Source organism: Marinobacter sp. (assembly GCF_046484525.1).
Classification (GTDB): Bacteria; Pseudomonadota; Gammaproteobacteria; order Pseudomonadales; family Oleiphilaceae; genus Marinobacter.
Window position 1 is genome coordinate 34,873 of record NZ_JAWOIS010000023.1, and the last position, 19,329, is coordinate 54,201.

The window sequence follows — 19,329 nt, forward strand, 5'->3', positions numbered from 1 at the left end:
TGGGGCGGTTTTCTGAGCCCCGATTATTCCTGCAGGGTCTACACTTATCTCACCAACCCCAGGGAAAAGGAGACCCAACGCCATGAGCAATTCCGATACCGGGCTGACCAACCACGAAGTCACCATCTGCCTGGCCGGTGGCGCCGTGCTCGGACCATTCAACGCGACCTGGACCAAGAACGAGGGCGGCGATGTCCGCGAGCTGGTCCGGGAGTACGACGCCTTCCTGCAGGGTGAGAAACAGCAACGCTTCAAGTTCCACCTGCACGATACCTATACCAACACCGTGCACACCCTGATTCTGAATTTTGAGCAGGTGACGGGGATCTGCGACCATGTGCGCCTCCGAAGCCATGTCAACGACTGAAGCGGTTGTGCAATGATACGGAGCCGAGGTGGCTTCGTAAGTGCGGGTAAAACCTCAACGTAAACGGACGGACAGGAGGGAACATGAGCGAATTCAGAACGGAGAAAGACAGCCTGGGTGAAGTCCATGTACCCGCCGATGCGCTCTGGGGCGCCCAGACCCAGCGGGCCGTCGACAACTTTCCGGTCAGCGGCCAGCCCATGCCGGCCACGTTCATCAAGGCGGTGGCGCAGATCAAGAAAGCGGCCGCCGAGGCCAATGCCAGCCTCGGACTGCTCGATAACGCGCGGCGCGATGCCATCGTCCAGGCCTGCAATGCCCTGATCAGCGGCGACTATGCCGACCAGTTCCCGGTGGATCGTTACCAGACCGGATCCGGCACCAGCACCAATATGAACGCCAACGAGGTGATCGCCGCCCTGTGTCGGAAGGAGGGAGTGGATATTCATCCCAACGATCATGTCAACATGAGCCAGAGCTCCAACGATGTGATTCCCACGGCGATCCATGTCAGTTCGGTCATGGCGGTGCAAGAATCCCTCGTGCCGGCCCTGACCCATTTGCGCGGGGTTGTCTACGAGCGGGAAGCGTTGTTTGCGGAGCAAGTGAAAACTGGCCGGACCCATCTGATGGATGCCATGCCGGTCACCCTGGGCCAGGAACTGCGGACCTGGCGCGAGCAGCTGGTGGCGGCACAGCAGCGTGTGGAAGCGGCAACCGACGAACTGATGGCCGTGCCACAAGGCGGCACGGCCGTGGGCACCGGTGTCAACGCCGCGCCGGAGTTCGCCGGGCAGTTCGTGAAGTTCCTCAAGAGTAATACCGGTTATCCTTTCCGGTCCCTGGAACACAAGTTTGTTGGCCAGAGTGCGGTCGATGCGCCAGTGGCGCTGTCATCTCAGTTACGGGGTGTGGCCATTGTGCTCACCAAGATTGCCAACGACCTTCGCTGGATGAACAGCGGCCCGATCCACGGCCTGGCAGAAATCAGCCTGCCGGCGCTGCAGCCGGGCTCCAGCATCATGCCTGGCAAGGTCAACCCGGTGATTCCCGAATCGGTGGCCATGGTGGGGGCCCAGGTGATGGGACTGGACAGTGCTGTGGCGATTGCCGGCCAGTCCGGTAACTTCCAGCTCAATGTCATGCTGCCGCTGGTCGGTGGCAACCTGCTGGATATGGTCAGCCTGTTGAGTAATGCGGCGACCATTTTGGCGGACAAGGCCATCAGGGATTTCTCCGTCAACGCGGACAACCTGAATGCCGGTGTCGGCCGTAACCCGGTGCTGGTCACCGCGCTGAATCCGGAGATCGGCTACAGTCTGGCGGCGGATATCGCCAAGGAAGCCTACCGGACCGGTCGTCCGGTGATTGATGTGGCCGAGGAACTCAGCGGTCTCAGCCGGGCGCGACTGGAGCAGTTGATGGAGCCCCTGAAACTGACCCGGGGCGGTCTGGACTGAAAAGCAAAAAGGAGCACTGGTCGTTGCTGTTGTCGCTGGAATTGTATGTGATGCTGGTGCTCGCCAACGGTGCCCCCGTGGTAGCGGCCAGGATCCTCGGGGAGCATTGGGGGCAGCCTGTTGATGGCAACCGGCTCTGGTCCGACGGCAGGCCGGTGCTGGGAACAAGCAAGACCTGGCGGGGGCTGGTCAGCGGCTGCCTGGCGTGTGCCCTGTTCTCCCTGGTCATCGGGTTGGGCTTCCTGTTCGGGGCGCTGTTCGGGTTTCTGGGGTTGTTGGGTGACATCATCAGCAGCTTCATCAAACGCCGGATGGGTTTGCAGTCCAGTGCCCGGGCACTAGGCCTGGATCAGATCCCGGAAGCGGCCCTGCCCATGATCCTCGCCATCTTCTGGGTGCCGGTCGGGTGGGGCAGTGCCTTGCTGGTCGTCGTTCTGTTCACGTTCTCCAATATCCTGCTTTCCCCGCTCCTGCACCAGCTCGGGATTCGAGACAAGCCCCACTAGTGTCCCGTCTGGTTAATTCGCTGACCTACTGCGGACCCCGGGTCAGGGTGTGGATAGTGACTTCCGGTGGGCAGTTCAGCCGGACATTGAGCACCGATGTGCCGGCCCCGGGTGAGGTATAGCCCTGCATGTCGTTGACCTGCCAGTAGCCGCGACCCAGATAGCGGGGGCAGTCGGAGTCAAGAGTCACAGGGATGCCGCCGGGCAGGCAGATCTGGCCGCCGTGGGTGTGGCCGCACAGGAATACGTCATACCCGGCATGAGCCGCCTCGCGCCAGATTTCCGGGGTGTGGCTGAGCAGGATGCTGATGGCTCCGACGGGGATGTCATCCCCGGCCCGGTGCAGGTTGTGGACCTTGTAGAAGTGAGCGTCGTCCACGCCGGCCAGGTACAGCTTCTGGCCGTTGCGTTCCAGGGGTGCCATCTCATTGAGTAGTAACTGGTACCCCATATCCTCCAGCGCCGGCACCATGCGGATACTGTCATGGTTGCCCAGTACTGCGTAAGGCTTGCCCTTGATTGCCGCGCGCAACCGGCCCATACCCGCGAGAGCCTCATCCACCGGACCCCAGGTCAGGCGGCGATAATCCCCGGTCAGAACGCACAGGTCATAGTCGAGGCGCTCGATCTGACGAATTACCGCCTGCAGGTTGGCCTCGTCCATATCCACATGCAGGTCGGTCAGGTGCAGGATGCGATAGCCCTCGAAGGCCTCGGGGAGGTCGGGGATGACGAACTGGTTGTGAACGGTGGACAGTTTCAGGGTATTGGCCTGGCCACGGCGAAACAGGCCGACACACTTGAGGCAGAACCGGATCAGCCCGGGGGCATTGGTCAGGTTTTCCAGGTGAAAGGAATGGTGGTCCTTACCAAAGACCAGAGCCTCGGACTCTTCCTCGATGCCAAGCCTCTGGCGTGCGTGAACCGGCCCGAGACGCAGGCTGAGGCGGTACTCCAGCAGTTCATTCTGGTTTTCAGGTGCACGAGCCCTTGCCGTCATTATTCTTTCCTTGATGCCGAGCGGGTTCTGGCTGAGTGCCTGCAAAAGCAATGGCAAACCCTGTCTTTCATTATGGTTGGCTGATGGGGGGATGCAACTTGCCAGGCGCGATGTTCATGTTCGGTAGTGGAAGTCCCGGTTTGGGGTTTGTTCGTAAAACTCTCTAAGCTAGATGTAAAGACATCCAATCCAGAGGTGACTATGACAGAGTCATGCAATATACCGGGACTGACCGTGCCCCGTAGCCGCTTTCCGGACCCGGAGCGGGATCTGCCGGGTGAGGGCGGAGAGGCGCGCGTGGTGCTGGCCGGGGGCTGTTTCTGGTGCGTGGAAGCGGTATTTCTGGCCATGGATGGCGTCGGCCAGGTGACCTCGGGTTATGCCGGGGGCAGTGCCGAAACCGCGAATTACGAGGCGGTCTGTACCGGTACCACCGGCCACGCCGAGGTGGTGGAAATCCGCTATGACCCGGCGAAGGTCAGCTTTGGCGAGCTGCTGAAAGTGTTCTTCTCCGTGGCGCACGATCCAACCCAGCTCAACCGTCAGGGCAACGACCGCGGCACGCAGTACCGCTCGGCCATTTTCCATGAAACGCCGGAGCAGAAAGCCGTGGCGGAGGCCTACATCCACCAGCTGGATGCCGCCGGCGTCTTTCCCGACCCGATCGTGACCAGCCTGGAGCCGCTGGAGGCCTTCTATCCGGCGGAGGAGTACCACCAGAACTTTGCCGCCCGGAACCCCTATCAGCCCTACATCATGGCGGTGGCGGCCCCCAAGATGGAAAAGCTGGTGGACAGCTACGGCGACCGCCTGAAAACTGAATTCACCGACAACGAATCGGGCCAGGCCTGAGGAGGCAGCTTATGACCGTATCCGTATCAGGTTACGACCTGACGCCATTAACGCAGGCTCAGGTGAACGAGAAAGCGGTGGATCTGACGCCCGACGAGCGGCGTGTCCTGCTCGATCACGGCACCGAGCACCCGTTCTGTGGCACGTTGCTGGATAACAAGAAGGCCGGTGTCTACCACTGCCGGCTGTGTGACCTGCCCCTGTTCAGTTCGGACTCGAAATTCGATTCCGGGACCGGCTGGCCAAGTTTCTTCCAGCCCTTCGACCCGGATCATATCCGCTACCTGGAAGACCGCAGCCTGGGTATGACCCGCACCGAGATCCGGTGCCCGCGCTGCGACAGCCATTTGGGGCATGTCTTTCCCGATGGGCCGCCTCCGACCAGACAGCGCTATTGCCTGAACTCCATTGCCATGGTGTTCAGGGAAACGGAGTGAACGGGAATAAACCGGATAATGGAAACGGGGCGCTGGCCCCGTTTTTTCGTTACTTGCCGCCGGTCACTGTCGAAACGTAATGGGCGACTGCCTTGATCTGTTCTTCGGACAGGCTTGCTTCGAACGATGGCATCACGCCAACGCCCTGGGTCACGGCCATCCTTACCCGGTCCTCGGTGGGTTTGAGATCGTCGAGGTTCGGTCCGATGGCACCGTCGGAACCGGCATCGGCGAGGGTGTGACAGATAGTGCAGGAAGGCTGGGCTTCCTGGGTGAAGACATTCTTGCCCCGGGTGGTCATGTCCTCTGCTGAAGCCTGGAGGGAAAAGGTCATCAGGCCAGCGATGGCCAATACAGCTTTCTTGTTCATGTGGTATGGATCCGATAAAGATAAAGGCGGGCGGCTGCTTCTCCCTGGTCAGCCGCCCCGGATGGTCAGCTTACAGTGACGGTCACTCCGTGATCCTTCCAGCCATTGTGCCCGTAACCGCGCTCGTTCTCGGTGCGGCCCTCCGGCTGACTGTTGCCGTCGACATCAGTCGCCTTGCTCACAATACGATGTTCGCCGGATGAGAGATCTGCAGCCAGCACGAACGGACGCCATGCATAAGGTCCCAGATCCGGCCCCAGGAACTGCGCCTGTTTCCAGCTCTGGCCGCCATCGGTAGAGACTTCCACCTTGTCCAGGGATTTAGTGCCACCAAAAGCCACGCCATAGACCATGTTGCGTCCGGCACGGCCGGTTTCCAGGGGAGCGGTGACCCAGGACTTGACGTTCATCTCCCACATGGACGGCTGGTCTGGTGAACCTTTCTTGCCCACGTCGCGGATGCGGTAGCCGGAGGCCTGGATCTTGGCGTCGGTCTGGCTTTCGGTGAAAGCGACGTTCTTGACGTACTTGACGTTGTTCACGCCATAGAAGCCCGGAACCACCATCCGCAGCGGACCTCCATGGGTCAGCGGCAGGGGCTCGTCGTTCATCTCCCAGGCCAGCATGGCAGAGTCCAGCGCGTGCATCGGCACGGACCGTTCCACCATGATTGTCTTGGGATCAATGCCATCTGGCAGGGATTCACCGCCGGTACTGGTGATGTATTTCATGCCGTCTACCGGCCCGCCCAGGGCCTCGACAACGGTTCTCAGGGGTACCCCGGTCCACATGACGCAACCTGCGGCGCCGACTGACCACTGGGTGCCGCTGGCGCCGTGCGGGAAGAAGGCGCGGCCGTTACCGGAACATTGGAGCACAGATGCCACCGTGGTGATGCCCATGGTCTTGAGTTCGCCGATGGTCAGGGCGCGGGGATTCTTTACGCCCTCAATATTTACCTCCCAGGCATCCCGGTCGGCCACAATCTCTTCGGAAGGAGCCGGCAGGTTGTTGCGGACAAACAGGCGGTCACTGGAGGTGATGACCCCCTGGCCGATGGCGCCACGCTGGGTCTCCATGGTATTGGCACTGTGAACGATCAGCGCGTTTTGCTCCTTCCAGGCCGCGAAGTCCGGCAGGCTCTTGGGCTCCTCGCCCCGGGCCAGCGGGGTAAAGCCCAGCAGGCTCACGGCCGCCATCGCGCCGGCGCTGCCCAGCAGCATGGTTCTGCGTCCGGGGTTTTCGAGACCGGGGTCGTTGGGTCCCCTTCTCATATCGGTTGGGTGTTTCATGGTGCCTCTCCTTTTTCGTCTTGTAGAAGGCAGTGCCTTCCGCGGCCGATGGGCCACAGCTATATCCTTATTGCTTATAGAATTAGTTCAATAATTGATCAATGCAAGTTTTCGCTGTTATCCAGCGGCAACGGGACCGGCTATAATGCGCGGCTACTTGAAAGGCGCTCAAAAACCGATGATCAGGAAAGGACAGAGCAATCATGATCCGACTGAAACTGAATCCGCTTACCGAGTCCGCCACCCTCTTGCGCCGTGCCGGTGTGGTGCTCGGTTCAGTTGGGTTGACTGCTCTGTATTCACTTCTGATTCTGCTTCGGGCCCTGTTCGGCAAGCTGGATCGCCGGATTGTTGACCAGTACTGTCGGGAATGGTCGGCGGCGTTATTGCGGCTGGTGCGTGCCAACCTGACGGTGCGGGGAGAGGTTCCGGATTTTAGGGATGGCCGGCGGTACATCATCATGTGCACCCATGCCAGCCATTATGATATCCCGGTCAGTTTTGTCTCCCTGCCGGGGTCCATCCGGATGCTGGCGAAGAAGGAACTGTTCAGTATTCCGCTGCTCGGGCAGGCCATGCGGGCCGCCGAGTTTCCGTCGGTAGACCGTTCCAACCGCAACCGGGCCGTCCGTGACCTGGAGAAAGCCCGGGATATGATGGAAAGCGGTATTGTACTCTGGGCTGCACCAGAGGGGACCCGCTCACCGGACGGTAAACTGCTGCCGTTCAAGAAAGGCTGTTTCCATCTGGCCCTGGATACCGAAGCGGTGATCGTGCCGGTGGCTATCCGGGGCATTCACCAGGTGTTGCCGGCGAGAACCTGGCAGATCAACCTCGGGCAGCCGGTGGATGTGCGTGTCGGCCAGCCCCTCGATGTGGCTGGCAAGTCCAAGCAGGATCTGCCGGAAATCATGGCCGAGGTGCGGACCCGGCTGGAAGACTTACTGGGAGATGGCGACGCCGAGTGAGCCGGCCCCGCGACGGATCAGGTGGCGGATGTTCCTGCCGTAACCACCGTGGTGAGCAGGTAGCCGGTGTAGGCCACATAAACCAACAACAGCACGCTGCCATCGAACCGCGATATGCACTTGCGCCAGCCGGTCAGGCCGAAACCCATGATCAGCAGGCCAACGGTCAGGGCAAGCATCAGTGTCCAGTCACGGTACAGCACTTCCGGATCCACCTGTAGCGGCTCAATGGTCGCTGCGAGTCCCACCACCGCAAGAGTGTTGAAGATACCTGATCCCAGAATATTGCCGAGGATCAGGTCGTGTTCGTTCTTTTTTACCGCAGCCAGGGCGGAGGCCAGTTCCGGCAGGGAGGTGCCAATCGCCACGATGGTCAGACCGATCACCAGATCGCTGACTCCCAGGCTCTGGGCGATGGTCACCGCGCCCCAGACCAGCATTCGCGAGCTGACCACCAGCAGCACCAGGCCAACCACCAGCCACGGAATGGCGGTTTTCAGTGGCATGGGGTGGGCAATGATCTCGGCATCGGTCTCCCCGCCAAGCGGGTCATCCTTGCCCCGGATACCCTGGAAGATGGACCAGCCCATCACCCCTGCAAACACCAGCAGCAGGACTGCGCCGTCCAGACGGGTCAGATCTCCGTCGATCAGTTGGGACCCGGCGATCAGGGTCAGGATCACCAGCAGCGGCAGCTCCTTGCGAATGACCTGGGAATGCACCGCAATGGGCGCGATAACGGCGGTCAGGCCGACAATCAACGCGATGTTGGTGATGTTGGAGCCGTAGCCGTTCCCCAAGGCCAGGCCCGGATTGCCATCGGCGGCTGCCATGGCAGATACCGCCAGCTCGGGGGCGGAAGTGCCGAAACCGATGATCACCATGCCGATCAGCAGCGTCGGCATACCGAGGTGTTTAGCCGCGGCTGCCGCACCGTCCACAAATTTGTCGGCGCTCCAGACCAGCAACACCAGCCCGGCAATGATCGAGCCAAAAGCCATCAACATACAATTTAAGCCTCAGTTTATGAATCGTCCGAGCATGTAAACCCCGGCATAGCCGAGGGTGTAAGCCGCCAGGAGGTGGGCAAGATACCGCATGTAGGCTCCGAAGGTCAGCCCTGCGATCTTGCTCATGGCCACAATTCCGGCTGCGGAACCGATGATGAGCAGCGAACCACCCACGCCGACGGCGTAGGTCAGTCCCATCCACTCCCCTCGTGTCATCTCGATGCCGGACTTCAGGAGCGCTGCGGTCAGCGGCACATTATCAATAACTGCTGAGAAGATTCCCATCAGGTAATTGGCATACAGCGGGGGCAGAAGGTCATAGATCGCCACCAGGGAATCCAGGGCATGGATTTCTTTGAGCATGCCCACCAGCAGAAGGATGCCGAGGAAGAACAGCAGGGTCTCGAATTCGATGACCCGGATGTATTCGAGGATCGGGTCCAGGTCGGAGTCATTGCTCATGAAGCGGGAGACCAGGAACATGATCGAAAGGCCGAACAGGAAAGTGAGAACCGGCGGAATGCTGAACAGGGCATTACCGGCAATGGTGCTCAGGATTGTTAACAAAAACAGGGCGCTGATCACTGCATCCACTTTCCGTACCGGTGTGGTGTTGGAACGCAGTGTCACAGTTCCTGTCAGTCCTCTCGAGAGGAAAATCGCGAGAATGAAAACGGTGATGGAGGCGGGGATGGCCAGGGTCAGCAAGGTCAGTATTTCCACCTTGTCCGCGAGAAATATCATCAATGTGGTGACGTCGCCGGTGATCAGGGAAACGCCCCCAGAGTTCACCGCAAAAACCACCAGGGTGACGAACTGTAGACGCTTTTTCAGCTCCAGATTCAGGGACAGAATCAGGGAGCATGAGACTAAAGTGGCAGTTATATTGTCTGCTAAAGACGAGAAAATGAAGCAGAACAGACCGGTCAGGAACAGCAGTCGCCGTTCTCTTATCTGCCTCGGCATGATCAGATAGATCACGTTCTCGATCATTCCCTTTTTGTTCAGGTAGGCGACAAAGGTCATCGCCGCGACCAGAAACAGCCAAAGCCCGGCGATTTCTGCAATGCTCTCGGTCAGTCCGGTGGTGACGGCCTCGGTTTCAGCGGGCGAGCCGCTGAACAGAAAGAGAAGCATCCAAGCCAGCGTGCCAAAAAAAAGCGTCACCTTGGCCTTATTAACGTGGGTGATTTCCTCAAAGATGACGCCCAGCAGCGCCAGGACAGCAAGAATAATCAGAACAGTATCAAGAGCGGACATTGGGCACCCCGAAGTGGTGACTCTGGCAAGGCCTCAGGCAGGCCATAAAAAAGACGCGCCGGATTGTAGACGTTTGACCCGTTGGGAGCCACTGTCCATGACAGAGACACAGCACCGGATACAGGCCGAGCCGGGGTCGGCGGTGTCGTAACGGTTGACATTCGCAATTTATTATTTCGGTGAAAATCGGGATAATCGCGCGCAAATTCAGACAGGAAGCATACGGCAGCGTCAATTACCTTGCGCGAAACCGGCTTCCGACAGGCGCCGCTGCTGATCGTGGCGGTGCGAACAGGTTCATTACTAACCAGGGACAAACCAATGGCCGTTAGACAGGCAGACGTAGTGCTGGTCGGCGGTGGCGTCATGAGCGCCACCCTCGGCATGATGCTCAAACAGCTCGATCCGTCGCTGGACATCGTCATGGTGGAGCGTCTTGACCACGTTGCCCATGAAAGCACGGACGGATGGAACAACGCAGGCACCGGCCACGCCGGGTACTGCGAACTGAACTACACCCCGGAAACCGACGATGGTGATGTGGCCATCGAACGGGCGCTGAAAATCAATGCCCAGTTCGAGGTTTCCCTGCAGTTCTGGTCCTACCTGGTCGAGCAGGGCGTACTGCCCGACCCGAAGTCGTTCATCAACCGCACGCCGCACCAGAGTTTCGTCTGGGGCGAGAAGGACGTGGCGTTCCTGAAACGTCGCCACGAAAAACTCAGTGCTCATCACCTGTTCCGGGAAATGGAATACACCGAGTCTCCGGATGTGCTGGAGGAGTGGATGCCGCTGGTGGTCAACCACCGCGACCCCATGCAGCGCGTGGCAGCCACCCGGATCAATCACGGTTCGGACGTGGACTTCGGTTCGCTAACCCGCAGCATGGTGAAGTGGCTGGAGACCCAGGACAACTTCGAGCTGATGCTCAGTTGTCCGGTGCATTACATTGACCAACGTGACAATGGCCGCTGGAAGGTTCGGGTCAAGAGCCAGAAGACTGGCGAACTTACCAAGCTGGAAGCCGGCTTCGTGTTCCTTGGCGCCGGTGGTGGTGCGCTGCCGCTGCTACAGAAATCCGGCATTGAAGAGGCCCGCGGTTACGGCGGTTTCCCGGTCAGCGGCCAGTGGCTGGTGTGTGGCAAGCAGGATATTGTCCAGCAGCACAACTCCAAGGTATACGGCAAGGCCCCTATTGGCGCGCCGCCGATGTCTGTGCCTCATCTGGATACCCGCATCATCAATGGCGAACCGGCATTGCTGTTCGGACCGTTCGCAGGTTTCACCACCCGCTTCCTGAAACAGGGCTCCATCCTTGACCTGATCGGCTCGGTGCGTACCACCAACCTCAAGCCGATGCTGTCGGTGAGCAAGAGCAACATGGACCTGACCCGCTACCTGATTGGCGAGGTGTTTCAGTCTCATACCGACCGGGTGGCCTCCCTGCGCAACTTCTTCCCGGATGCCCGGGAGGATGACTGGAAGCTCCAGATGGCCGGCCAGAGAGTGCAAATCATCAAGGAGACCGAAGACGGCGGTGGCAAGCTGGAATTCGGTACCGAGATCGTCGCGGCCAAAGACGGTACCCTGGCGGCTCTGCTGGGCGCCTCCCCGGGGGCATCCACTGCGGCCAATGCCATGCTGGATGTGCTTGAGCGCTGCTTCCCGGAGAAAATGAAATCCGCCCAGTGGCAGGAGCGTATCAGGGATCTGGTGCCGTCCTACGGCCAATCCCTCGTGGACGACGAGGCTCTTCTCAACAAGGTGCGCGGGCGGACGCTCTCGACGCTCAAGCTTGCCTGATATAACCAATCAGTATAGACAAGGGTGACAACGCGGCGGACAGTGGGTCTAACCCACTGTCCGCCGCGTTTTTTGGGTCCGGACGGCCGCCTTTGGTTGCGATTTATTTCAGGAAGCCTAGGGTTAATAGACACCCAGTAAAAAGGAGAAGGCCTATGAGTGAGCACAAGTACGACCCGGACAAGGGGTATGTCGCGTTACTCGGCTGGAGCCTGAATGCCGTGGAGGCAGCGGACAAGTTTGATCGCCGATATGTGGTTGTGGCTCCGGAGTGGGCGGAAGCCTATTGCGAGGAGCACAATATTCCGTATGTGCCCTGGAACTTCGAGAGGCTGAACGAGCGCTCCTTTGAAATCGCCCATGTGCTAAAGGACATGGGGGTCGATGTGGCCATTCCTCTATTCGAGGAAACGGTCGAGTGGGCGGGCGCTATCAACTCGGTTCTTATGGATAAGCCACGTCTGTTTGGTCAGGCCATGCTGCTCCGGGACAAGGCGCTGATGAAGCGGCGTGCGCAGCTGGGCGGCATCCGTGTGGGAATCTTCGAGGAAGCCCACGACCGGGACGATGTGATCCGATTCCTGAAGCGAGTAAACCAGACGCTGCTGAAACTGGACGGCGACCCCAACGATCCGATTCACCTCAAGGCCTTCGACAAGGCTGGTTGCCTCGGGCACCGGGTGATACGCACACCTGACGAGGTGGATACCATCCCGGAGGAGGAATTCCCGGTGCTGATGGAATCCCACCTGGATGGCTGGGAATTTGCCGTGGAGGCCTGGATTCATAACGGCAAGATCCGGTTCCTGAACATTTCCGAGTACGTCACCCTCGGCTACTCGGTGTTCGTGCCGGCAACACCGGACCTGGAGAAATACCGGGCGCAGATCACCGCGGAAATCGAAAAGCTGATCAAGACCTTCGACATCGATTTCGGCTTTGTCCATCCGGAGTACTTTGTCACCAGCGATGGCACCATGTACTTCGGTGAGGTGGCCTATCGTCCGCCGGGCTTCAAGGTGTTCGAGCTGCTTGAGCGTGCCTATGGCTTCAATGCCTACCAGGGCCTGATCCTGGCCTTTGATCCCAAAACCACCGAGGAGGAGATTACCGCCTTCTTCCCGAAAGAGGTGGTCGATGCCAAGGGTTATGCCGGATGCTTCGGGGTTTACCCAAGGCGCCGGGTGGTCAGCCGGCTGGAGATTCCGGAAGAAACCGAGAATGACGACTACTTTGAAAGCCATGAGCTAACGCCTCCGGTGGAGGAGACGGTTACCAAGCGGACCGCTTTCGGCACGCATTGGGGCCTGGTCTACTTCTTCGGTGATGACCCTTACCGGATGAGGGATTTGCTGAAACATCAGGAAGAACTCGATTTCTATGTATAATCGGGAGAGCAATCAATAACAAACGGGTTTGGTGCAGGCCCTCAGGAGAGCGTCGTTTGAACGATCACCAATCGGGCAGTGCAGCACCGGCAGTGAACTTTGACAAGCTGGTGCAAAGACTTGATGAGTCGATCCAGGCTCTTGAAGAAAGCCGGTCCTTTGCCAGGGCCGGCAAGCTCCCGCGGGTATTTGATATTGCCCGCAGGGTGCTTTTGCAGCCGGGTGGCTGCCAGGCCATTGAGGAGCGGGCGCAACGGCTGGAGCAGGCGGGTGTCTTCGCCGGCACCGACTGGGCTGAGCCGGGCATCCTGCTGCCGTCGCTGACCACCCACGCCCTTCAGAGCACGAACACCGATACCGTAGTGGTTGAGGCGTTCAGCGAGCTGCGCCTGCTGGCGGTGGCTCGGGGGCTCTATCTGCACCCTTCGGTCTCCTCAGAACAGGCTCACCATTACCTGACCCAGGTACTTGCCATCAATCTTGGCCTGCTGTTCGGTATGACCGGCGAAGCCGAGCGAGAGCAGGGCAAGCTGGCTTTGATCAGCCAGGCCGTTGTCCAGTACGTGGCGGAACATATTGGTTACGAGCATGTGATCGACAGTCTGATCGAGGAGATCTGGCGCATCCTGCAACAGCGGCCAATACAGGTTACCGATGTGCGCCGGATGATCACCCAGATCGCCCTGTGCCGGGCTGAACCGAACGCCGATCTTGGCAGCGCAGGCCGGGGAGCGGACCGGCTGATCTCCAGCCTCTACGGCCCGACCCGAGCGTGCAGTGAGGATCCAGGTACCCTGGTCTATGGGCAACGGCTGGAGTCGATGGATGGTCAGGCCTTGCAGAACGAAGCCACCGGGTTTGCCCGGTCCATGCACGACACTGGCCTGGTGTCGCCGTATCACGCCGCGTTCGTGCGTTTTATCCTGGAAGACCAGGATGCGCTGCTAAGCGAGGCCCTGGGCCTGTCCAGTACCGGCCGTGATTGCCTGCTGTGCTATAGGGAACTGGTCCACACCCTGATCCGGGAGGGTATTTTCCCGGAGACCGCCCAGGGTCTGTATGGTCTGGCCCTGATGCTGGAACGGGGCATCCTGTACCAGCCCCCGGTGGCCCCGGCGCTTTGGCGCCAGGTCCGCTTGTCCCTGTGTCCGGAGGCCCGCGAGCGCCTGCAACTGGCCTATGGCTACCACCCGCAGCCCGCTGCCTGGCTGATCCAGGGCGTGTTGAACATGCTGGGCCAGCCTCTGGGCGTCGGTCAGGGCAACAACCCTACCTGTCAGTCGGCCCGGGCCCTGTCGATGTGGGCCTACAACGACCCGGATTACCTGCTGCAGATGGTGGCCTGGGCGGCCCGGGACAATGAAATCATCATGCACTTCGAAGGCAAGCCGGTGTCCTCGGCGCAAAGTGCCGGTGGCGTGGCTTCAGAGGTCACTCTCGATCTCGATCCGGTGTCCCTGGTGGTGGTGCCGCACCTGGATCGCATCTATGCAGAAATGGGTCGACTCTGTGCCGACCGCGAGGGCGATCCGCACCGATGGGTGAATCCGGAATTCCATGGCTGGTCCGCCGGTCGCGGTTTTTCCATCAATGTGGATGTGGGGACCGGCAAGCTGGATAACCCGGAGGGCTTCATCCGCCATTTCTACGCTAGCTACCACCCCTACTACAACGGCAATCAGCCCCTGATCCATCCCCAACCCGCCGGCATTGCCGTCACCGACAGTGCCGCCCGGTTCATCGGCTGGCACGCCATCACCATCCTGCGGGTGGCGTTGGACCCCGAGGGGGAAATGCGGGTCTATTTCTTCAATCCCAACAACGACAGTGGCCAGAACTGGGGCGATGACGTGCAGGTTAGCACCGCCGGCCATGGCGAGCGGTTTGGCGAGTCGTCGCTGCCGTTCGAGCAGTTCAGCTCACGACTTTATATCTTTCATTTCGATCCTCTGGAGCGTGGTGAGCCGGCAGATGTCAGTCAGGATGAACTGAACCGGGTCCTCGAAGGTATTTACCGGAGTTGGGGCGTGGACCGGGTGCCCGCGGACAGTCTCCAGGCCGAACCTCCCCGGACCGACTGAGTACCTGCAGCGAGCGAGAAGAATGCCATGCTCGGAGGCAAATTGGCCTGACGGGGAAGCAGAGTATGACCAACGCGCAAACCACGCCGCGTAACGGGGCGGAACTGTTCGTCCGGGCCCTGGAGAACGAGGGCGTCAAATACATCTTCGCAGTACCGGGTGAGGAGAACCTGGACCTGCTGGAAGCGCTCCGGGAGAGCGACATCCAGTTGATCCTCAACCGCCACGAACAGGCGGCGGGTTTCATGGCCGCCACCTATGGCCGCCTGACCGGCCGGGTCGGGGTCTGCCTGTCCACCCTTGGGCCGGGTGCCACCAATCTGGTCACGGCCGCCGCCTATGCCCAGCTCGGCGGCATGCCCATGATGATGATCTCCGGGCAGAAGCCGATCAAATCCTCCAAGCAGGGCCTGTTCCAGATCCTCGACGTGGTGGACCTGATGCGGCCGCTGACCAAGTACACCCGCCAGATCTCCAACGCCAATACCATCCCGGCCAAGGTCCGGGAAGCCTTCCGGCTGGCCTCCGAGGAGCGCCCCGGGGCGGTGCATCTGGAACTGCCGGAGGACATCGCCGCCGAAGAGCCGGCTCCGGACACCCACATCTTCGCACCCAGTGATGCCCGGCGCCCCTCGGCTAGCCAGAAGAGCCTGGAGATTGCCTGCGACATGCTCCGCGAGGCAAAGCACCCGCTGATCATGATCGGGGCCGGTGCCAACCGGAAACGGGTCTCCCAGGCACTGATCCATCTGGTGAACACCACCAACATCCCGTTCTTTACCACACAGATGGGCAAGGGCGTGGTCGACGAGCGCCATCCCCGGTACCTGGGTAATGCCGCACTGTCGGCGGGAGACTTTGTGCACCGGGCCATCGACCATGCGGACCTGGTGATCAATGTCGGTCACGATGTGGTGGAGAAGCCGCCGTTCTTCATGCGGCCGGGTGGAAAGAAGGTCATCCATGTGAACTTTTCCGGGGCGGATGTGGACCCGGTGTACTTCCCACAGCATGAGGTGGTCGGGGACATCGCCAACAGCGTTGAGTACATGGCGGAGAACTGCGGCATCTGTCACAACCACGACTTCAGCTGGTTCATGGAGGTTAAGGCCGCCGTCGACCGGCACCTGCGGGACAAGGCTGAGAACGACCGCTTCCCGGTGATTCCCCAGCGCATCGTCCACGAGGTGCGGGCGGTGATGCCGGAGGATGGCATCATTGCCCTGGATAATGGCATGTACAAGCTCTGGTTCGCCCGCAACTATCCTGCTTACGACAACAACACCGTGCTGCTCGACAACGCGCTGGCCTCCATGGGCGCCGGCCTGCCCAGCGCCATGATGGCGTCCATGCTGTATCAGGACCTGAAGGTGATGGCCATCTGCGGCGATGGCGGCTTCATGATGAATAGCCAGGAGCTGGAGACGGCGGTCCGATTGGACCTCAACCTGGTGGTACTGATCATCAATGACAGCGCCTATGGCATGATCAAGTGGAAGCAGGCCCAGGAAGGCCTGGCCGATTTCGGACTGGATTACCGCAATCCGGACTTCGTGAAATACGCCGAATCCTATGGCGCCACCGGTCACCGGGTTGCCCGCACCGAAGATCTGCGCCCGACCCTGGAGCGCGCCCTGGCTGCCGGTGGTGTGCATCTGGTGGATGTGCCCGTGGATTACAGTGAGAACCGCCGGGTGTTTGACGAGGAACTGGCGGAACTGACCCGTAGTGTCCCGTCTGGGTAATTCGCGCCCTCAGTGGCTCAGCAGGTCAGCGAATTACCCAGACGGGACACTGTCGTTGTATCATTGCGATCGATTTGACTGAAGGATGTACGCAATGATGTTTTCCCGACTCCGATGGCTGGTACTGGCGGCAGGACTGCTGGTGCTGGCCGGATGCAGTAAACCCGAAACCCCGCAGGAAGTGGCCGCTGCCTTCTGGCAGGCCATGGCAGAAAACGATGTAGGTGATGTGTTGAAGCTCTCCACCCTGACTGACGAAGCGCGGTTTGATGCCTACAAGCGTGACTGGACCAATGCCGTACCTTCCTTCGGTCGGGTGGTCATCGAGGAGCGGGAAGCCACCATTGTTACCCGCCTGCCGCCGGAGGAAGGTTCGGAAGGCGAGCGGCTGGAGCTGGTCACTTACCTGGTGTCGACCACAGAAGGATGGCTGGTGGATTACCAGCGCACCGGCGACGCCATTCTCAACCCTTCCCCGTTCAGTGGCCTGATAGGCCAGATCAACAGTCTGGGCGAGAAGCTTTCCGCCAGCTTCTCACGATCCTCGGAAGATCTTGAAGCTCGAATGAACGAGCTGTCTCGGGACCTGGAAGCCTACTCGGACGAGCTCCGGATTCGGGCTGAGAGTGCCATGAAAGACTTCGCCGAGGCGCTCCAGGAGGCGATGAAAGACCTCGAAGAGTCCCTGAACGACTCGCTGGAGGATAACGACCAGGCCCCCCAGGAAGACCGGGTGATTCTGGAGCAGGCCTCACGGGATCTGGATCAGAAGGCCGAAGCCCTGGACGAGCCGACGGCAGAGAACCTGGCTGACGCGACCCGGGCGGTTGCCGAAGCGGGAGAGAACCTGTCCCGTCTCAGCAGTGAAACCTGGGCGCAGTACCGGGATCAGTGGGACGCCCGGCTCGACGAAATTCGTGCCGATACCAGGGCCTTTTTCGAGGACCTGGGCCAGCGCTGAGCGCTGGCCCCTTGTTTGGGCTGGGCAGGGATCAGAAGAACAGGGTGATGCCTGAAGACAGCTCGATGTTGTGGGTCAGCTGGGATTCGCGGATCAGGTCGCTGTTGAACATGTGGTCACGGAAGTCGACGTGGACCGTCAGCCAGTCCAGCAGCACGATGCGAAACCCGGTCCCGACGGTGGTGGTGAAATTACTCTCTCCACCGAACTCGGTGTTGCCTACGCCACCGACCAGGTAGAACGCCGAGTTGAAGGTCAGCGAATCGCTGAAGAAGATCTCCCCTGGAAAGATGTTGTACCCCACCAGGAAATCATAGTAGCTGTAGTCCCGGTCATCGTCCGTCAGCAGCCGGACATTGGCGCCGCTGAGCTCCTCGAAGGAGGTCAGGCCGGCTTCGCTCATGCCGTAATTGAACTGCAGGAAGAAATCCTCGGTGGCGTGGAATGCGGCGCTGACGCCAACAAGGGGTTCACTGCTGAAATTATCGATCGTCAGCATCCCGGCAAAGGCGCCCACCTCGAAGAACTCCGAATCAATATCCGCTTCGCTGATATTCCTGGGCTCGATGTCAGGCTCGATGACCTGCACCGGCGCCGAGCCCTCCTCCTGCGCCTGCGCCGGAGCCATTGGCGACAGGGTCAGCAGGCCGGTTAACAGCGCAGTACTGATGACCCGCGGCTTGCGGGCGCTCAAAAGAAGGTGTTGAGACCGATTTTCCATTCGCTTAGACCTGTGCTGTCAGAGTTGGATGACACCGAGTACACCCGATACTCGGCCCGGATCAGGAAATTCCTGCCAATGTAGTAACCCAACCCGCCGCCAAACGTGACGCCATCGGCATCGCCGAGGTCGCTCAACAGCACTTTCTGCCGGGCGTCAAAAGAGAACTGGCTGTAGCCGGCGACGGCATAGGGAGTAAGAGACCACTGATGCAGGGGCTCGATCACCAGGTTGGCCCCGTAGTAGTCGCTGGTCACGGACTGGTTATAGATCTTGCCCGCCTCCAGCTCGGCGCCGAGCCAGGTCAGGGGGCGGTAGCCGGCGGTCAGGCTGAAGCTCGGGGATTCTTCGAACATGCCGGCGGTAAAGCCCACTCGCCAGCTCGATTCCAGGTACTGGCCATGGGTGACCTCCGGGAGATCCGCGGGAAGGCCTGTCGGTTGCAGGGTGCGACCCAGCTGCGCGGCCTTGGTCCACCCGGTTTCGCCGGAAACTGCTTTCACCTTGTACCAGTTGGTTTTCCGTTTCAGCAGCTCGACCCGCTCGCCCTTCTCAATCACATGAAAAACCGGATAGCCCCGGCCTGGTGCTGTGTGCAGTTCGATAAATGGATCCGCGACCTCCAGGACAGGGGCGGGATCCGCAGCCTGTGACACCCCGGGACAGGTTCCCGCGGCCAGCAAGAGCGTCGTGAACACTGCCGGCACCGACGGATTTCTGAAATTGCCCCGGAGAGACCGGGTCAATCGAGATGTGGTTCTGCACGTCATCCTGATCACCAGATTGACTACTCGCGTCAAATGTTAAAATGCGTTAAACAATGTAAATAAATGTTTTTAAACAAAAAAATTCCGAATTGCTGGGAACTTTGGTCGCCATTCCGGCGTTGGGCAACTGTCGCTTCGGTTTTTTGAGAAGGTCTCCACAGAAACAAAATCACGGGTCAAATCCTTCATTCCTATTCTGCGAAGCTGTGCTAGCGTATTTCACATTATTTGACGATCGAAACATCCCAAAAAGAAATCTGACCGCTTTTCAGTAAAAAGGGCCGCGAAAAAGAGCCTCCGGAAACCAGGCCAGAGAACTCAAAAGTCAGTCCCCTGAATGT

Annotated in this window: 18 protein-coding genes; 11 read left to right on the forward strand and 7 right to left on the reverse strand. The window is 59.9% G+C overall.

Annotated elements, in window-relative coordinates; genetic code table 11:
- Positions 1-82: 82 nt before the first annotated feature.
- The 3 genes from R6W86_RS05550 to R6W86_RS05560 all read left to right on the forward strand — a co-directional run bounded on the left by R6W86_RS05550 (position 83) and on the right by R6W86_RS05560 (position 2,333).
- A complete protein-coding gene (locus R6W86_RS05550) occupies positions 83-367 on the forward strand; it encodes a hypothetical protein (protein WP_410328381.1) in 285 nt (94 codons plus the stop codon).
- Positions 368-450: 83 nt separating this feature from the next.
- Complete coding sequence (locus R6W86_RS05555) at positions 451-1,827, forward strand: class II fumarate hydratase (RefSeq protein ID WP_410328382.1); 1,377 nt, start codon at positions 451-453, stop codon at positions 1,825-1,827.
- Positions 1,828-1,850: 23 nt separating this feature from the next.
- Complete coding sequence (locus R6W86_RS05560; protein ID WP_410328383.1) at positions 1,851-2,333, forward strand: CDP-archaeol synthase; 483 nt, start codon at positions 1,851-1,853, stop codon at positions 2,331-2,333.
- Between the two features lie 25 nt (positions 2,334-2,358).
- On the opposite strand, the gene R6W86_RS05565 is transcribed toward R6W86_RS05560, so the two are convergent.
- Complete coding sequence (locus R6W86_RS05565) at positions 2,359-3,333, reverse strand: metallophosphoesterase (protein ID WP_410328384.1); 975 nt, start codon at positions 3,331-3,333, stop codon at positions 2,359-2,361.
- A gap of 201 nt (positions 3,334-3,534) precedes the next feature.
- Between R6W86_RS05565 and msrA the strand changes: the two genes are divergently transcribed.
- Both msrA and msrB read left to right on the forward strand, forming a co-directional pair.
- Positions 3,535-4,185: a peptide-methionine (S)-S-oxide reductase MsrA gene (gene msrA, locus R6W86_RS05570; protein WP_410328385.1), complete on the forward strand. Its 651-nt coding sequence runs from the start codon at positions 3,535-3,537 to the stop codon at positions 4,183-4,185.
- Positions 4,186-4,196: 11 nt separating this feature from the next.
- The gene (gene msrB, locus R6W86_RS05575) at positions 4,197-4,622 is read left to right on the forward strand and encodes a peptide-methionine (R)-S-oxide reductase MsrB (RefSeq protein ID WP_410328386.1); all 426 of its coding nucleotides are present in this window, start codon (positions 4,197-4,199) and stop codon (positions 4,620-4,622) included.
- A 49-nt stretch (positions 4,623-4,671) separates the two neighbouring features.
- Here the strand turns inward: msrB and R6W86_RS05580 are convergent, their stop codons facing one another.
- Positions 4,672-4,992: a c-type cytochrome gene (locus R6W86_RS05580; RefSeq protein ID WP_410328387.1), complete on the reverse strand. Its 321-nt coding sequence runs from the start codon at positions 4,990-4,992 to the stop codon at positions 4,672-4,674.
- Between the two features lie 65 nt (positions 4,993-5,057).
- Positions 5,058-6,284 carry a sulfite oxidase gene (locus tag R6W86_RS05585; RefSeq protein WP_410328388.1) on the reverse strand — a complete coding sequence of 409 codons (1,227 nt, stop codon included), beginning with the start codon at positions 6,282-6,284 and terminating at the stop codon, positions 5,058-5,060.
- Between the two features lie 203 nt (positions 6,285-6,487).
- On the opposite strand from R6W86_RS05585, the gene R6W86_RS05590 reads away from it, so the two are divergent.
- Positions 6,488-7,252: a lysophospholipid acyltransferase family protein gene (locus R6W86_RS05590; RefSeq protein ID WP_410328389.1), complete on the forward strand. Its 765-nt coding sequence runs from the start codon at positions 6,488-6,490 to the stop codon at positions 7,250-7,252.
- 17 nt (positions 7,253-7,269) lie between these two features.
- On the opposite strand, the gene R6W86_RS05595 is transcribed toward R6W86_RS05590, so the two are convergent.
- A complete protein-coding gene (locus R6W86_RS05595; protein WP_410328390.1) occupies positions 7,270-8,259 on the reverse strand; it encodes a calcium/sodium antiporter in 990 nt (329 codons plus the stop codon).
- 12 nt (positions 8,260-8,271) lie between these two features.
- Positions 8,272-9,522, reverse strand: a complete 1,251-nt coding sequence (gene nhaD / locus R6W86_RS05600; RefSeq protein ID WP_410328391.1) for a sodium:proton antiporter NhaD — start codon at positions 9,520-9,522, stop codon at positions 8,272-8,274.
- A 285-nt stretch (positions 9,523-9,807) separates the two neighbouring features.
- Here nhaD and mqo point away from each other — a divergent pair, with 285 nt between their 5' ends.
- From mqo to R6W86_RS05625, 5 genes are all read left to right on the forward strand, one after another.
- Positions 9,808-11,325, forward strand: coding sequence for a malate dehydrogenase (quinone) (gene mqo, locus R6W86_RS05605; RefSeq protein ID WP_410328423.1), 1,518 nt, complete (start codon positions 9,808-9,810; stop codon positions 11,323-11,325).
- Between the two features lie 155 nt (positions 11,326-11,480).
- Positions 11,481-12,713, forward strand: a complete 1,233-nt coding sequence (locus tag R6W86_RS05610) for an acetyl-CoA carboxylase biotin carboxylase subunit family protein (RefSeq protein ID WP_410328392.1) — start codon at positions 11,481-11,483, stop codon at positions 12,711-12,713.
- Between the two features lie 56 nt (positions 12,714-12,769).
- Positions 12,770-14,794, forward strand: coding sequence for a hypothetical protein (locus R6W86_RS05615; RefSeq protein WP_410328393.1), 2,025 nt, complete (start codon positions 12,770-12,772; stop codon positions 14,792-14,794).
- 65 nt (positions 14,795-14,859) lie between these two features.
- The gene (locus tag R6W86_RS05620; protein WP_410328394.1) at positions 14,860-16,539 is read left to right on the forward strand and encodes an acetolactate synthase large subunit; all 1,680 of its coding nucleotides are present in this window, start codon (positions 14,860-14,862) and stop codon (positions 16,537-16,539) included.
- Positions 16,540-16,633: 94 nt separating this feature from the next.
- Entirely contained in the window at positions 16,634-17,500 is an 867-nt protein-coding gene (locus R6W86_RS05625; protein WP_410328395.1) for a hypothetical protein, read from the forward strand.
- A gap of 31 nt (positions 17,501-17,531) precedes the next feature.
- Here R6W86_RS05625 and R6W86_RS05630 read toward each other — a convergent pair whose 3' ends face one another.
- The gene (locus tag R6W86_RS05630; RefSeq protein ID WP_410328396.1) at positions 17,532-18,221 is read right to left on the reverse strand and encodes an outer membrane beta-barrel domain-containing protein; all 690 of its coding nucleotides are present in this window, start codon (positions 18,219-18,221) and stop codon (positions 17,532-17,534) included.
- Positions 18,191-18,919 carry an outer membrane beta-barrel protein gene (locus R6W86_RS05635; RefSeq protein ID WP_410328397.1) on the reverse strand — a complete coding sequence of 243 codons (729 nt, stop codon included), beginning with the start codon at positions 18,917-18,919 and terminating at the stop codon, positions 18,191-18,193. The genes R6W86_RS05630 and R6W86_RS05635 overlap by 31 nt, the downstream gene beginning before the upstream one ends.
- Positions 18,920-19,329: the final 410 nt, after the last annotated feature.

Coding starts and splice junctions, on each gene's coding strand:
- R6W86_RS05620 (WP_410328394.1), top strand. CDS start 14,860: ATGACCAACGCGCAAACCACGCCGCGTAACGGGGCGGAACTGTTCGTC.
- R6W86_RS05550 (WP_410328381.1), top strand. CDS start 83: ATGAGCAATTCCGATACCGGGCTGACCAACCACGAAGTCACCATCTGC.
- R6W86_RS05590 (WP_410328389.1), top strand. CDS start 6,488: ATGATCCGACTGAAACTGAATCCGCTTACCGAGTCCGCCACCCTCTTG.
- R6W86_RS05585 (WP_410328388.1), bottom strand. CDS start 6,284: ATGAAACACCCAACCGATATGAGAAGGGGACCCAACGACCCCGGTCTC.
- R6W86_RS05580 (WP_410328387.1), bottom strand. CDS start 4,992: ATGAACAAGAAAGCTGTATTGGCCATCGCTGGCCTGATGACCTTTTCC.
- R6W86_RS05565 (WP_410328384.1), bottom strand. CDS start 3,333: ATGACGGCAAGGGCTCGTGCACCTGAAAACCAGAATGAACTGCTGGAG.
- nhaD (WP_410328391.1), bottom strand. CDS start 9,522: ATGTCCGCTCTTGATACTGTTCTGATTATTCTTGCTGTCCTGGCGCTG.
- R6W86_RS05630 (WP_410328396.1), bottom strand. CDS start 18,221: ATGGAAAATCGGTCTCAACACCTTCTTTTGAGCGCCCGCAAGCCGCGG.
- R6W86_RS05555 (WP_410328382.1), top strand. CDS start 451: ATGAGCGAATTCAGAACGGAGAAAGACAGCCTGGGTGAAGTCCATGTA.
- R6W86_RS05595 (WP_410328390.1), bottom strand. CDS start 8,259: ATGTTGATGGCTTTTGGCTCGATCATTGCCGGGCTGGTGTTGCTGGTC.
- R6W86_RS05625 (WP_410328395.1), top strand. CDS start 16,634: ATGATGTTTTCCCGACTCCGATGGCTGGTACTGGCGGCAGGACTGCTG.
- msrA (WP_410328385.1), top strand. CDS start 3,535: ATGACAGAGTCATGCAATATACCGGGACTGACCGTGCCCCGTAGCCGC.
- msrB (WP_410328386.1), top strand. CDS start 4,197: ATGACCGTATCCGTATCAGGTTACGACCTGACGCCATTAACGCAGGCT.
- R6W86_RS05610 (WP_410328392.1), top strand. CDS start 11,481: ATGAGTGAGCACAAGTACGACCCGGACAAGGGGTATGTCGCGTTACTC.